9 protein-coding genes are annotated in these 14642 nt (G+C 65.8%); all 9 read right to left on the bottom strand.

Annotated features, from left to right (window positions below):
• Position 1 precedes the first annotated feature (1 nt).
• Positions 2-781, bottom strand: a complete 780-nt coding sequence (locus tag QQ992_RS11900) for a hypothetical protein (RefSeq protein ID WP_286113508.1) — start codon at positions 779-781, stop codon at positions 2-4.
• The gene (locus QQ992_RS11895) at positions 765-2438 is read right to left on the bottom strand and encodes a GspE/PulE family protein (protein WP_286113507.1); all 1674 of its coding nucleotides are present in this window, start codon (positions 2436-2438) and stop codon (positions 765-767) included. Before QQ992_RS11895 ends, QQ992_RS11900 begins: the two co-directional genes overlap by 17 nt.
• Before the next feature lie 60 nt (positions 2439-2498).
• Positions 2499-3032: a response regulator gene (locus tag QQ992_RS11890; RefSeq protein ID WP_182774205.1), complete on the bottom strand. Its 534-nt coding sequence runs from the start codon at positions 3030-3032 to the stop codon at positions 2499-2501.
• Between the two features lie 249 nt (positions 3033-3281).
• Positions 3282-3923, bottom strand: coding sequence for a SurA N-terminal domain-containing protein (locus tag QQ992_RS11885; RefSeq protein ID WP_105947575.1), 642 nt, complete (start codon positions 3921-3923; stop codon positions 3282-3284).
• A 12-nt stretch (positions 3924-3935) separates the two neighbouring features.
• Positions 3936-5453: a cytochrome c/ABC transporter substrate-binding protein gene (locus tag QQ992_RS11880; RefSeq protein WP_286113505.1), complete on the bottom strand. Its 1518-nt coding sequence runs from the start codon at positions 5451-5453 to the stop codon at positions 3936-3938.
• Positions 5454-5458: 5 nt separating this feature from the next.
• Positions 5459-6124: an SCO family protein gene (locus QQ992_RS11875; protein WP_286113504.1), complete on the bottom strand. Its 666-nt coding sequence runs from the start codon at positions 6122-6124 to the stop codon at positions 5459-5461.
• A complete protein-coding gene (locus QQ992_RS11870; protein ID WP_286113503.1) occupies positions 6121-6777 on the bottom strand; it encodes an SCO family protein in 657 nt (218 codons plus the stop codon). Before QQ992_RS11870 ends, QQ992_RS11875 begins: the two co-directional genes overlap by 4 nt.
• Complete coding sequence (locus tag QQ992_RS11865) at positions 6774-8750, bottom strand: cytochrome D1 domain-containing protein (protein WP_286113502.1); 1977 nt, start codon at positions 8748-8750, stop codon at positions 6774-6776. Before QQ992_RS11865 ends, QQ992_RS11870 begins: the two co-directional genes overlap by 4 nt.
• 18 nt (positions 8751-8768) lie before the next feature.
• Positions 8769-14624 carry a manganese-oxidizing multicopper oxidase MnxG gene (mnxG, locus tag QQ992_RS11860; RefSeq protein ID WP_286113500.1) on the bottom strand — a complete coding sequence of 1952 codons (5856 nt, stop codon included), beginning with the start codon at positions 14622-14624 and terminating at the stop codon, positions 8769-8771.
• Between the last annotated feature and the right edge of the window lie 18 nt (positions 14625-14642).

Raw genomic sequence — 14642 nt, 5'->3', positions numbered from 1 at the left:
GTCAGGCCACCGCCCGCCACATGGCGCACAACGGGTCGGCTTCGCTGGCCGGCTGGCACAGCTGCACCGCCGCCAGTTGCGGCACGTCGCCCCGGCCTGGGGCATGCAGGTACACCCGGGGCAGGTGCTCGCCATACAGCTCGCAGGTGCGCTCGATCAGCGCTTGCAGCGCCTGGTCACTGTCAGCGCAACCTTGCGCCAGCACTTGCTGCCAGGCGCCACCCGCAGCCAGCAGCAGCACGCTACGGCGCGGCTCGGCCAGCACGAACAGGAAGTCACCCTGCGCCAGCTGTGGCGAGCAGCGGTTGTAGGCGGCCATCAGGTACGGCTGCACCGAGCGCAGGCTCAGGCGGCTTTCCCGGCCCAGCCCCTGCAAGCGTTGCAGCAGGGCTTCGGGCAGCGCCGTGGCGATACGGGCGGCACCGGCAGGCTCGGGCGACAACACGATGCGCCAGTCGTCCAGCGGCTGCCCGTAGAGGTTTTCGAAGCAGGCCCGGGCGTAGGCGTCCAGCTCGCGCGGGTGGCCGATGGCATCACTCCAGGGCACCAGGCAGAAGCGGCTGTAGCGGGCCGACAGCAGCACCCGCAACTGGGCGCCACGTACAGCATGCTCGGCCAGCAGCGCGGCCAGTGCGTCGACGGCAGCTTCCCAGGCCGGTTGGGCGGCGTCGCAGTTGAACTCGCGGCTGCCCAGCCACTGGTGTTGGTGTTTGTGCCAGCAACCCAAGCCGACACCCTCGGCGCCAAGTACGGCGCAGAAACGATCAGATGAATGTGACACGGTTAATCTCCTCAAGGGTGGTGCGGCCATCGCGGACCAGGTCCAGGGCCGAAGCGCGCAGCAGGCGCAGGCCGCGCTGGCAGGCGAGTGTCTTGATTTGCGACAGGGGGCGGCGCTCGACGATCATCTGGCGCAGGTCGTCGTCCAGGTGCAGCAGTTCGGCGATGGCGCTGCGGCCGCGGTAGCCACTGCCACGGCAATGGCCGCAGCCCTGCACGCGGACGAACTTCCAGCCGGCCACGCCCTCGCGGGTCAGGCCAGAGCCATACAGCGTGTCGTCATCGTGTTCGCAGGGCGTGGCGCAATGCGGGCAGGCCAGGCGGATCAGGCGCTGGGCCAGCACGGCGTTCAATGCGGAAACAAAGCTGTAGGGGTCGACCTGCATCTGGCTGAAGCGGCCAATCACGTCGAACACGTTGTTGGCGTGGATGGTGGTGAACACCAGGTGGCCGGTGAGTGCCGACTGCACGGCGATCTGGGCAGTGTCCGGGTCGCGGATTTCACCCACCAGGATCTTGTCCGGGTCGTGGCGCAGGATCGAGCGCAGGCCACGGGCGAAGGTCAGGCCCTTCTTCTCGTTCACCGGGATCTGCAGCACGCCGGGCAGCTGATACTCGACCGGGTCTTCGATGGTGATGATCTTGTCCACGCCGTGGTTGATCTCGCTGATCATGGCGTACAGGGTGGTGGTCTTGCCGCTGCCGGTGGGGCCGGTAACCAGGATCATGCCGTAGGGTTCGGCGGCCAGCCGACGCAGGGCGCGCAGGGTCTCGTCGGCAAAGCCCAGGGCCTGCAACTGCACGCCGCTGACCCGGTCGGACAAGTCCTGCTTGTCGAGCACCCGCAGCACGGCGTCTTCGCCAAAGATGCTGGGCATGATCGATACGCGGAAGTCGATTTGCCGGTCACCCACGGCGACCTTGAAGCGGCCGTCCTGGGGGACGCGCTTTTCACCGATGTCCAGTTCGGCCATGACCTTGATGCGCGAGATCACCTGGTCGGCAAACGCGCTGCCACTGGCCTTGCCAGCGCCGTTGAGCACACCGTCGATGCGGTACTTGATGGTCAGGCCCTGGCCGGTCATGCCCAGGTGGATGTCGCTGGCGTGCAGCTTCAGGGCGTCGTACAGGGTGGAGTTGACCAGCTTGACCACGCGGCTCTGGTCTTCGCTGATACTGGCCAGCGATAGGCGTTGCAGCGGGTCACCTTCGCTGCTGGCCTCGGCGTCATGATCGAGGGCATCGACGGCGTGGAAGCTTTCTTCGTGGCGGGCCAGGAAGGTGGCCAGTTCGGCGGCGTGGGCCAGGTAGAGTGGCGCGCCTTGCAGCACATCGTCGATCCAGGCCAGGCGGGCGGGGTCGAAGGGGTCGGCGAACACGCCCAGCAGTTGGCCGCCCTGCTCGATCAGCACGAATTCGCGTTTCAGGCACTGGGCCAGGGCCACCTTGTCGAAGCGGGGGGTGCTGGCCAGCAGGCTGTGGCTGTCCAGCACCGGGTAGTGCAGGGTCAGGCCGAGGCGGCGGGTGAAGGTGTCCGGGCTGTCGCAGGCCAGGCGTTCCAGGCAGTTGAGCAGGCGCTCGTCGCTGGATTGCAGGCGGGCCTGGGCCAGCAGGTCGCGGGGGTAGGCTGAGACTGTTGCATCAAGTGCTTGCGGCATGGCCTGCGACTCCGCTCAGGGGCGCGTCGCAGGCTGGCTCGGCCAAGGGTGCGGGCGCCGCTATTCCCCTGTGAGCAGTTGTTCGTCGTCGGGCCCTGGGGGCTTGGCGCCATTACGGCGGCGGTCGGCCAACACCCAGCTTCCATCGTACAACTGCAGGGGGAACGATTCGTTCCTGTTCTGGCGTCGTTCGACGAACCCTTCAGCCGGGTTGTCCGTGGCCCTGCGCCGGCGCTCGATGCCCATCAGGTCGAAGATCGCACGGGCCAGTTCCACCAATGGGAACGGCTTGAACAGGACATGGCTCACACCGAGTTCGGCGGCCCGCTCACGCACTTCGACAGTGGGGTGGGCGGTGATCAGCACGAAGTGGCACTGCCTGTTCTTGCGTACGGCCTCCAGAACCTGAAAACCCTCCATATCGGGCAAGCGGTAATCCAGCACGATCACTTGCGGTGCCAGGCTTGCAGCCTGTTCGATACCACTGGCACCGTCGTGGGCAACATGAACTTCCAGGCCTTGCGCCTGCAGGTACGCTTGCAGGTTTTGCGCAAGGGTCTGTTCGTCATCGACTACCAATACTCTGTTCACCAAGGTCGACTCCCAAGTACTGCCCGGTTACCCGGTCTGCGAAGTGCGCCCTTGTACAGGCTTGAGCAGGCTTCGTGCCAGGCGTGAATAGTCATGTTGCACCGTTGTAAGTGTCTGATTTGCCAAGGGTGCCGGCCAACACCCGAAACGCGTCGGGCAGGCGCACCCGCCCGGTTCCCCACAAGCGGGGAAACTGATGGCACATTGCCAAACCTTAATTCCCCAGCATTGGGGGAAACGCCATCAGGGGCCTCAGTCTGCAACCTCCACGTTAGCGGCGTCGCGCAAACGTTGGCGCACGGACCGGCGCGCATCGGCCTCTCGCTTGCCGATAAGCGCCGCCCTGGCCAAGACCAGGCCCTGTTCACGTATGACCGAAGGGTTATCACTTTGGTTCTGCGCTCCTTGCAGTGTTTCCCGGTTGGCAGCATAGAAAGCCTCCACTTCGGCCTGGCTCGGCGCGTCGACTGCACTGAGCTGGGCATACACCTGCTGGGCTGCCATGTCTTGCCGGGTGTACTCAGTGTACTGTGCCCTATCGAAACCCGCCTCCGCCAGACGCCGCTCGAAAATTGCCGGGCTGCCGAACGCCGCTTCGACCTCGCCCACATGCGCCGACACCTGCGCGTCACTGATGGCGATGCCTTGGCGCCGGGCTTCCTGCCATAGCAGCTCCTTGTCGATCAGCTCGTCCAGCGCTTGATCGCGCAGGCGCTTGTACAGGCCCGGGTTGCGAATGCTGGTCAACGCGCGGCCCTGGGCGCTCAGGTATTCGCTGAAATAACGCTCCAGGCGTGTCACGCCGATTTCCACGCCATTGACCCGCGCCGCAGGCACATCGGCCCAGCTCGCCTTGGCCAGCACCAACAGCAGGCACAGCAACACGATACGCATGGCAGCCTCCGCTCAAGGGGTATCCGGCACTGGCCGGTACGGGGTAACCGAGGTGAAACGCGGCCCAGGTAGCGCCACTGCCACCACATGGGCGCCCGCCATGCCCTGGCGGCGGCCTGGGCCAAAGCCCAAGGCCGGGGTCAGGCCGGTGGCCACATCGTGCAGGCCTTCCAGCGCCGCAATCAGCTGCTCGCGGCTGGCGTCACGGCCTATCTGCTTCAGCGCTTCGCTCAGCAACCGTAGCGCACACAGGGTGTTGACCTGCAACGATGCCTGCCGTGGGTCGAGGCCCTGGCGCTGCTGCATGCCGGCCAAGGTCGCCAACCCCTGCTCGGTCCAGTCTTCCGGCACATAGGGATAGGCCAGGAACACCCGTTGCGACCACTGCTCGGGCAAGCGCGCCACCGCACCGGCCACCTGGCTGGAGGCGGCGAACAGGTAGGGCTGACGGCCTGCCGCCTGCAACGCGGCGGCCAATTCGGCAAAGGCCTGGGCACGGCCAAGGAAGACGATGCCCTGCCCGTCCACGGCCTGGCCGTCAAAGGCCTGGATGGCGGGCGCCCAGCCTTGCTGCTGCAGGCGCTCGCGAACCTGTTCAGCCAATGCGGCCTGCTCGTGACCGGCATACACCACACGTAGGTCACCCGGGGCCAGGCCCAGCGCAGCACGGGCATGGGCGGCCAGGCTAAGCAATTGCACGGGCAGGCCGGGCAGCGGGTCGAAGATCTGTGGGCTGCCGCCGCTACGCGGCGTGCTGCCGATCAGGGGCACATTCTGTGGCGCCAGCAAGGTTGCCAGGCGTTGGTCGAGCATGGGTGCCAAGGGCGAGATCAAGGCGAACACGCGCGCCTGCTGCAGCAACTGCTGCAAGGCTTGTTCGGCGCTGGCAGGGTCGAAGCCCGGATCAAGCACGACCAGCTCCAGGCGCCGCCCGTGTATGCCGCCTTGCTGGTTGAGTTGCGCCACCCCGTCTTCCAGCACGGCACGCACCACCTGCCCGGCTTCGGCCAACGGGCCGCTCGCTGGCAGCAAGGTGCCCAGGCGCAGCACACCCTCCTCTACACCAGGGTCGCGTTCCTCGGCCAGGCGCTTGAGGTAGGCGGTAAGGTTGCGCTGGTCGGCCATTGTCAGTTCAAAGCGTGGCATGGCCGGGTCCAGGCGGTTGCCGGCCGGGTCCACGCCATGCTGAATGGCCCGGGTCAGGCTGCTGTCGGTATAAGCCGGGTAGCTGCGGCCGTTGGCCTCGCGCGTGCCTTGGCCAAGTGCCAGCCGTTGCCAGTCGAGGCTGGGCGGGCGCACGCCACCTTCCGCGCGACCACGGCCGTCGTTGCCGTGGCAGCTTGCGCAGGGCAGCACACTGGCGGGCACCGTCATGTCGCTGGCACCGACCCGCGCTTGCAGTTGGGCGTCACTGCTGGAGACGCCCTCGCGGTAGAGGCGTTTGCCGGCTAGCTCGTGGTCGGTCAGGTCCAGCGCAAAGGCCGAAGTACTGCATGCCAAACCAACAAGCAAAAACGCCCAGGTGTTCATGATGCTCACCGGCCTGCCAGTGGCTGGGTCAGCAGCTGCATGCGCTGGGCAATGGCCACGGCCGGCGCATCCGGGCGGATCTTGCTCCAGCGCTTGCCGGCCACATCACCGGCAATCAACTGCGTCGAATGCTGCTCGGGGCTGGGAAGAAACTGGCCGATACGCCCGAGCACCAGGTCGACATTGGCCTTGTCCCCGGTCAGGAACAACCAGTTCGGCCCATCCACCCCCTGTTTCTCGGCAAACGCCTTGAGCGCCTGCGGGGTATCGTTGAGCGGGTCGCTGCTGATCGAGACGAAGGTCACCTGGCCGGCCAGCTCCGGCCCCATGGCTTCGCGCACTTCACGCAGTTTGCGGGTGATCAGCGGGCAGGCGTCGGTGCAGTGGGTGAAGATCACGTTGAGCATCACCACCTTGTCCTTGAGCACATCGCTGTAAAAGCGCAGTTCGCGGCCGTTCTGGTCCTTCAGCACGGTGTCGGTGAACCAGGCCTGGGCATCGCGGGTGCCGCCGCCGCTGGTCATCGCCTGGGGCGCCGGCTGTGGCGCTGGCGCTTGCGGCGCATGGCCCTCGTGGGCGAACGCCACCGAGGCGAGGATCCACAGGCAGCCGCCCAGTACCAGCCAGTCGAACGCGCGCATGCCGGCGCGGCGGGAAGTGACAGTGCTCATGGTTGCACCTCGTGATGGTCGGCGATGGCCGTGCTCTTGGCATGCACCCGGCGGGCGCTGAGGCGGTTGATTTCTTCGATCAGTACCGCCGGGTCGGTGAAGCCGTAATAACGCGTCCAGTGCCCGCTGCGCCCGTCACCCACCAGGATCAGCGGCGGGTGCTGGCTGAGGTCGGCGCTGAAGCTGCCCAGGCCCTTGAGGGTTTCGGTGATGGCGTACGGGGTGCCGGTCAGCCAGCTCCAGCCTGGCCCTTTCTGGAAGGCCTTGGCGTAGTCTTGCAGGCGCTTGGCGTCGTCACGCTGCGGGTCCACGCTGATCGACACCATGTGGATTTCCTCGCCTACCCGGCCACCCAGTTGTTGCTGGACCTTGCCCATGATCGACGACACCACCGGGCACACCGTGGTGCAGCTGGTGTAGATGAAGCCCATGACGACCAGGTGATCACCTACCAGGTCTCTCTCCAGCCGTACCGGCATGCCGTCCTGGTTCAGCAGCGAAACGTCGGCAAAGCGCACGCTGGTCTTTTCCTGGCTCGCCGCCGGAGGCTGCTCGGCGTGGCCTGTGTGATCGTGTCCGGCATGGGCCAGGGCCAGGTTGCTGGCCAGTGCCAGGCTCAGGGCCAACAGTGTGAAAGCATGCTGGGTGTTCATCGCACATTCCTCACGTCAGTCTGGGAAGCGTTGGTCGCTGCAGCCGGCAGGACGCGCAGGCTGGTGTAGTTTTCTTCGGCAAACTTGCGCCCCAGCGAAGGTGACTGCACATGCAGGTACCAAGCGCCAGCCTCGGGCAGGGTCAGGGCCGCCTGGTACACGCCCTCGCCCACCTCCTGCAGTTGCAGGTTGCGTGGCATCGACGACGGTGCCAGGAAGTAGCGCAAGCTCAGGTCGTTCAGGCCCAGGCGTGGCTGGCCGTCGTCACCGACGATGCGCACGCGCGCGTTAATGGCGCTGTGCTGCGACATCGGCTGGTCCAGGCCAATGAACTCGGCATGCGCGCCCTTGCGCTTGCCGGTGTTGGGGGCTTCGGCCACGTCGGTGCTGAAGCAATGAATGATTTGCGGCTGGTTGAGCAGGAAGGCCACGTCGAACTTGCCGGCGGCGGGCAGCTTCACCGTCGAGCCGTACACCCCAGGCGCCACCTCGCGCAGGCTGCGATCGACGACGAGGGCGGCGCGGGCCTGGTGGCCACGGTTGTTGTAACCGGACATCGGCGCGTTCATGCCTTCGGCGTAGAAGTAGGTGGTGTTGTCCACCGGGTTGACCACGAACACCGAATTGTCGTCACGCGATACCGATAACCCTTGGGCCAGCGGCAGGTCACCGGCCTGGCGCGGCGCCGCCGGGCCGGCTTCGAAGCCCTGGACAATGGGCGAGCGCCCCTCACCGAGGCTGGACAGGTTGATCATGGTCACCTTCGGCGAAGCCAGGCCACGCACGTAGGCATAGCCCTTGGTGAAGGTGAGCTGGTACGGCTCGGCCGCCACCGGGATGTGGTGGATCAGCTTGTCGGTACTGGCGTCGATCACCAGCGCCTGATTTTCCAGGGTGTTGAGCACGATGCCGTAGCGGCCATCGCTGCTGAAGCGCATGGGCCCCAGGCCCTGCTCGGCCTTGACCGTATGGCGCAGCTGGTGGCTGCGGGCATCGAACACCCGCACGCTGCCCTCTTCGCCATCGACCACGTACACCGCCTGGGACAGCGCCGAATAACTGACCGACAGCGGGTGCGGGCCCACCTTGATGGTTTTGGCCAGGCGCATTTCAGGGATGTCGATCACGCTCAGGGTGCCACTGTCACGGTTGCTGACGTAGGCAAAGCGCGAATCGGCGCTGAAGGCGATTTCGTGGTGCCCGGTGCCGGTGTTGAAGCTTTTCAGGGTGGTGCGCCCCGGCACATCGATCACCGTGACCCCACCCTTGGCCGGGTCACGGCTGTTGTTGCCCACCCACAGCCGGTGCTGATCGGGTTGCAGGGCCACACGCAGCGGCTGGTCGCCGGCGTCCAGGTCGGCCGCGCGGGTAAAGGTTTCGGTATCGATCACCGCCACCTTGCCGCGCTCGGGGATCGACACGAATACCTGCTTGTCGTCGCTGGTGGCCGCCCAGTCCATGGGCCGCCCGGGCAGGTCGATACGCGCCATGGTGCTGGTCACGCCGCCCACCGAGACGGTGGGGTCGATCACCGTCAGGCTGGCGTCGTTGTTCAGCATCAACAGGAAGTAGCTGTTCAGGTCGAGCAGCGGTCGGGCACCGATGCTGCTCTTGAGAAACAGCGCAACCCGCGCCTTGCAGCTCTGGTCACGGTCGCCCACCGGGGCCGACTGCGCCGGGTCGATCCACGCCCCCGGCGCCATACCCGATAGCGGCTGGCCACTGGTCTGGTCGCTGAGTTTGAAGCGGATGTTGGCGAAGCCGCCTTCCTTCAGCTCGCCCCCGGCCAGCGGCCGGGCCTCGAACTCCACGGTTACGCCATCCCGAATGAGCCGGTGCGGGGCCTGCGGTTCGGCAGTTTCCTGCAACAGCTCGCGGGGATCGCACCAGAGCTTTTCATACGCCACGCCCAGGCCGATCAGCGCCACTCCCAGTACTACCCCCAAGTAAGCAGGGCGAGTCTTCTTGTTCATGCTCGCGCTCCCCTTCCGTCACTGCGCCGGGGCCGTTGCCGGCGGCGCTTCGTTGGTCACCCGCAAAATCCCCCACAGCCCCGAGAGGTTGCCGTAGGCGGCGTAGTCGCGGAACAGGTAGTCACCCGCCACCGCGTTGGCACCGCCGGCACTGGGCAGCATGAAGCTGAAGTGTGCCGCTGGCAGTACGCTTTCCTGGGCGCCGATGTACATGGCCATCGGGTTGTAGCCGAAGCGCACCGAGCCGATGCCGGGCAGGCCTAGCGGGTAGCCGTCCGCGTCGCTCTTCTCGGCCTGGTAGTTGTGCAGCGGCCACAGGTGCCCATCGAGCTGGTAGGTGATACCGCGGCTGCCACCACTGGGCATCAGCACATGGCTGCGCACCGGCTGGCCGGGCTTGGCATACAGCACCGGGGTTTGCGGGTCACCGCCGACCAGGGCGTTGCTGTAGGCCATGTGCGCGTTCGGTACATCGGCGAAGCCGAAGCCATCGGCATGGCCGAAGGGGGCATCCGGTGCCAGGCCAAAGCGCAGCCACAGCGGTTCGGTCTTGTAGTTCATGGCCATGTTGCCGTTGTCTTTCGGGTCGCCCGGCACGCCATTGCCTTCGGTGGCGATGCCTTCGACCGGGCGGCCGTCAGCCCAACGCATGTTCATCGAGCGCTGCCACACCGTGACCAGGTCGCGGTAGTCGGGCTGGCCGGTGACCTTGACCGTGGCCTGGGCACGGCTGGCGGTGTCTTCGGTCCAGGTCGCGGTTTGCGGCAGGATGCTCATGGCGCCCACCAGGCCTTTCTGCGGCTGCTTGATGAAGTCCGACGGCGCCAGGTTCAGGCCACCGAACTCGATGGCGGTGGTGTTGATGTTGTCCACCGTGCGGCCCAGTTGCAGCACCGGCTTGCCTTCGCGCTCCAGGTGGCCGGCGTAGTACTGGTACACCCGGCTTGGGTAGGCACCACTGTTGCCCGCCCGGGGTGGCACGGTTTGCACCGGGTTGGCGCCCACGTTGGCACCGTCGGACTTGGTGATGTCGTAGGCCAGCAACTGGGCATGCAGGCCCACGTGGCTGGAAGGCCGCATCAGGTTGTTGTTGAAGGCGGTGGAGCCTTCGCTGTCGAAGCGGTCACGCTTGACCACGTTCTGCATCACGGCAGTACTGGGCAGGTCTGGCATGACCGACGGCAGGCGGTTCTCCAGGGTAATACTGATGCAGTCCCCGGCATTGGCGCGCAGCACCAGCGGCTCCACGGGTACGCCGGGCTTGAGCTTGCCGGTGGTGGCGTCCAGGTCGGCCTTGCGCACGTACAGCACGGCGGTCGGGTCATGCAGCGGGGCGCTGTGGCCGCCGACGGTGAAGGTGGTGCCGTCCTCTTCGTCCACCACCGTGACCTGCGGGATGCTGGTCTTGCGGCTGTTGAACACCAGGGTGCCGCCATTGGCCTTCAGTGGCCCGCCGACATGCTGGCCCGCTCCGGCCGGGTCGTTGATGCTGACACCGTTGCGGTTTTCGAGAATGTCGTTGGCCAGCGCCGCCACAATCTCGTAGCTGCGTTTGACCGTGGTGCGAGTACCGATGCCGTTGGGGTTGGCCGTGGTTTTCGGGCAGATGCCGTCAAAGTTCACGGTATTGCGCATGGCCACCGGCTGGGTGTTGTTCGGCAACGGGAACAGGTCGGCGCGTTGCGCGGTGTAGTTGCGCATCACCCCCCAGATACCGTTCCAGTAGCCTTCCAGGGCGGCGTCCATCGAATACAGGTAGTCACCGTTGGTAGCCGCAGAACTGGAAATCATCGACACCGGCGCCATGAAGCCCATCTGTTCGGAAATACCGATCATCTGCGACGACTTCCAGCCCGAGTTGGAGCTGCTGCCAAAGCCGGTGCCGTTCTGCAGCCACTTCACGCCGTGCAGGGTAACGTTATGCTCCTCTTCATGGCCACCGGCATGCAGGCGCAGGCGCACGTTGTCGCCAGAGTAGGTGCGCAGCATGGGCGTGAACGGGTCGCCCGGTTCGCTGCCGGCCTTGTTGATGTGCGGTGGGAACAGCGTGGTCCCGCCGGTTGGGCCAACGGCCGAGGTGATCGCCGACGGCGCCATGTTCATGGCCGGGATCGCACGGTCGGTACGGGTTTGCAAGGCGTAGCTCAGGTCGCCCGCCAGGCCATCCGCCTGCATGCCGCGTTTGCCGTCAGGGCCGACCTTGTTCGGGTCGAACACGCGCAGGGCCAGCGGCTCGTTGCGGTAGTTGACGACGAACATGCCCGGGTCATCCACCGAAATCGCCTGTGGGCAAGGCCGGCTTGGGCAACCAGGGGCCAGGCCACCGCGCGACTCGACCACCGATTCCAGCAGGTTGGATGCCTTCTGCCGGACTGGCGGGTTGATGGCATAGCGGAAGCTGTCGGCCGTGGCCGGGTAGGACTGGCCATTGGGGATGCCGTCCGGGCCTGCGCCCACATACACACCGGCTTCATAGGCATGCTGGAAGTCGCTGTACTCCAGGAAGAACTCACGGTAGCTGTCGTTCTTGCCGTCGCCATCGTGGTCGCCGGTCTTGATCACCGCCTGCCACGAAGTCGGCCCGCCGTCCTGGCGTGTGGCCGGGTTGTACAGTTGCTCGCCCGTTTCGGCATGGTACCAGGTGGAGCCGGCAGGCTCGGCCAGCACGGTGGCATACAGCCCGAGCTGCTGGTGGGTCGATGGGCCGAGGTGGTCGTGGGTGAAGATGGTGCCCAGGCCACGGTCGACGTTGTTCACGTTTACCAGCGGGTCGGCGAACCAGCGTTGCATGGCCGTGCGCGCACCCAGCCAGTCAGCCCGGCCAAAGCGGCCGAAGTACGGGTGCTGCTTGGCTTTCGGGCAGGCGGCGGTGCCGTCGCGGCTGTCGCCCTCGGTGCAGCCGTTGTAGGCACGAATGGCATGCACGCGTTCTACAACGCTGCCGGGCGAGAGAATGCCGTCTTCGTAGTTCCAGCCGTTGGCCGAGCCGTCAGCGGCGGTCAGGTCCCACTTGGGCAGGTGGATGTGCTGGCCGATCACGTCGGTGGGGGTACGCACCTGGTAGTCGTCCATTTCATAGTACGACGGGATCAGGTTGGTGTGGGTGTACATGGTGCAGTCGAAGGTGTTCATGCGCATCACCAGCGGCTCTGGCGGGCGCTGCTTGGTGATCACCGGCCAGGCGTCTTCCCACAGCGCCAGAATGCGCGCCTGCGGGAAGTGGTAGCCAACCTTGTTGTACACCGCGTCGAACTGGATGTTGGCGCCCTTGTAGATGCGCGGGCGGTCGGCGGTGAAGGTGGACGCGCCACGGAAGCTCATGCCGGTGAGGCTCTCGCCACTGACATACTCGCCTACGCCCGAGGTTTGGGTCAGGCGTTTGCCGCGGTCATCCATGCAAGGCTCGTAGAACGGCGCACCGGCCGTGGGCAAGGCACCGTTGGTGCGGAACGCCTTGGCAACGGGTTGGCTGCCGGGCACCAGGGCAAAGCTTGGGTGCTCGGCCTTGGCGTGGAACTGCATGGCGGCCTGCTCGACATCGGTGCCTTCTTCAGGCAGGTAGATGGGCTTGGCCTTGTGCACCACCTTGGAGAAGTCCAGCTTGGTGGTGGTGGTCACCGCTTCGCCGCCTGCAGACACGCCGTCTAGCGCGTGCCGGCCCAGGCCGCCATCCCAGCCATCGACCTGGTTGGGGTCCAGGTTTGCCCACAGGGCTTTGCCGCTGTCTTTCAGTTGCCGGGCCAGGGCCGGGTCAAGCATGTCCAGTGGCGGGGTTGGCGGGCGGTTGCCGACGCTGCTTTCCATGCCGCCGATCCAGAACGGGTAGCCTGGGTTTTTCAGCGTGCCATCGGCGTTGCGGTTGGCATCGGTGCGGTCGACCAGAGCCAGCGAACCGACGGCCTTGCGCACTGGCGTTTCGTTGGCGTGATCGTCGTCGCCCTCTTCTTCTTCGTCATCGTCATTGGCAGCGACCAGCTCTTCGGACAGCTTGGGCACCACCACCACCTTGCCCGGCATCGGCGCCATGGCCTTGCCAGGCAGCGGCACGATGGCAGGAATCGGCGTACCGGCAACGATCTCGCCATCAGGCAATGCCCGGGCGCCAACGGCCGGCTTGCCGCTGCGCAGGGCGAACGGCGTGCTGTGGAAGCCATTGGCGCCCTGCCCGCTCACCTCCAGCCGGGTGCCTTCCTCGAACACGTCATGTACCCGCCACATGGCCCACATGCCTTGGGCGAAGTGCGGGTAGAAGTGGCAGTGGTAAATCGCATCGCCCGCCACGCGGTTGCGGTTACCCGAACCGCCGTTGGCGATTTCGTAGGTGTAACCAATGCCCGGGCCGATGCCTTGGGCGTCGATGTAGTCGGAGTTGTCGTCGTTGGGGTTGAACAGCCACTGGTGGCCATGCAGGTGGAAGATGTGCTGTTCGTGGCCATTGTGAGTGTTGCGGAACTTGGTGAAGTCGCCAATGTAGCTGTGGTGCACGTTGGCGGGTTCTGCCGGGTACAGGGCCATGTTGGCCTTGACGCCCACGGCGCTGGCCGGCGGCGTTTCGCCTGGGCGGATGTTTTCCAGGCCGACGTTGGCTGGCACGTCCACGAGGGTGCCGATATCGCCTACGGTGTGGGCACTGAGGAAGAACTCCTCGTACGCGCACGACAGGCAGTCGTGCATCGGCCCTACGCCCAGGCGGTTGGCGACCACTTCAGCGCCCATGCCGCCAGAACCGTAGTTGATCATGAACGAATCGCGGGTCGGCTCCAGCACATGGCCCATCACCGGGTCTGCCCAGTAGCCCGGGAAGGCTTGGGTGGCGGCCACTTCATCGGCAAACTGCGAAGCGAAGTCGCGGAACGCTTCCAGCCGGTTGGGCAGTGCCGGGTTGCGCTTGTTGACGCTTTCCAGCGGGTAGGTCGAACGCGGGAAGCTGCCATCAGGGTTCGGCCCCATGACGATGGCGTCGGTTTCGCTGTTGAGGATTTCATTGCCGTCGACCATGGCAATGATCGGCTTGCCGGCTTTGCCCTCGGTGAGCCACGGTTCGGCCTGCGGGTAGCGGGCCTGGTAGTCGATCACCGGCTGGCCGGTGGCGGTGCGGCCAGTGGTGGCCAGGCGCATTTCTTCTTCGGTCAGGGTATTGCGGTAGGTTCGCCCACCTTTGGGTACAACCACCACCTGGCCGAACAGGCCGTTGGCAACGTTACCCGCCCCGCCCTGGCCGCCAAAGGTCGCGCCCTGGCTGGTGGCCGCAAAGGCCCCCTCACGCTCGGCGTACAGGGTGTAGCTGCGGGTGTTGCCGGGCGACACCAGGAAGTTGCCATTGCGGCCGGTGTTGGCGGCGATGTCGCCAATGCTGTTGACCGCCTGCATGCCGTTTACCTGGAAGCCGACGTGCCGGTCATTGACCTGCTCGTCGGCAACGAAATGTTCACCACCTTCGTTTTCAACCTCGGTTTCCGGGCCTTCCTCTTCACCTTCGACCTCGTTTTCTTCGTGGTCGATACCGTGCTTGTTGGGGTTGGCCTGGTACGCCAGCAGGTTGGTCAGGTTGACTGTGAGGCAGTCACCGGCGGCCACCCGCAGCACGATCGGCCGTGGGCGCTTGTCCGGGCGCAAGGTGACCTTGCCCGGGACAGCGGCCCCGCCCTTGCTGAGGGGGACCTGCTTGTCGTCCACCACATCTTCACGAAGGGCGAACATCATGCCGTTGGCGTTTTGCGCGCCAAGGCGGTTGAACATCAGTGGCTGGTCCAGCGCCACCACGTTGGCGACCAAGGTGCGCTGGCACTGCACGGCCGCCTCGCTGGTCGTTTCCCAGCCGAGCAGGGCCAGAACGAGTGATGACAGAAGGGGGCCTTTGCGTGGCGTAGACATGCTGCACCTCCGGGGCAC

Origin of the sequence: Pseudomonas kurunegalensis (genome assembly GCF_030291635.1) — a bacterium.
Classification (GTDB): domain Bacteria; phylum Pseudomonadota; class Gammaproteobacteria; order Pseudomonadales; family Pseudomonadaceae; genus Aquipseudomonas; species Aquipseudomonas monteilii.
This window is presented reverse-complemented; position numbering and strand designations above follow the sequence as displayed.

Coding starts and splice junctions, on each gene's coding strand:
- QQ992_RS11895 (WP_286113507.1), bottom strand. CDS start 2,438: ATGCCGCAAGCACTTGATGCAACAGTCTCAGCCTACCCCCGCGACCTG.
- QQ992_RS11885 (WP_105947575.1), bottom strand. CDS start 3,923: ATGCGTATCGTGTTGCTGTGCCTGCTGTTGGTGCTGGCCAAGGCGAGC.
- QQ992_RS11880 (WP_286113505.1), bottom strand. CDS start 5,453: ATGAACACCTGGGCGTTTTTGCTTGTTGGTTTGGCATGCAGTACTTCG.
- QQ992_RS11875 (WP_286113504.1), bottom strand. CDS start 6,124: ATGAGCACTGTCACTTCCCGCCGCGCCGGCATGCGCGCGTTCGACTGG.
- QQ992_RS11870 (WP_286113503.1), bottom strand. CDS start 6,777: ATGAACACCCAGCATGCTTTCACACTGTTGGCCCTGAGCCTGGCACTG.
- QQ992_RS11865 (WP_286113502.1), bottom strand. CDS start 8,750: ATGAACAAGAAGACTCGCCCTGCTTACTTGGGGGTAGTACTGGGAGTG.
- mnxG (WP_286113500.1), bottom strand. CDS start 14,624: ATGTCTACGCCACGCAAAGGCCCCCTTCTGTCATCACTCGTTCTGGCC.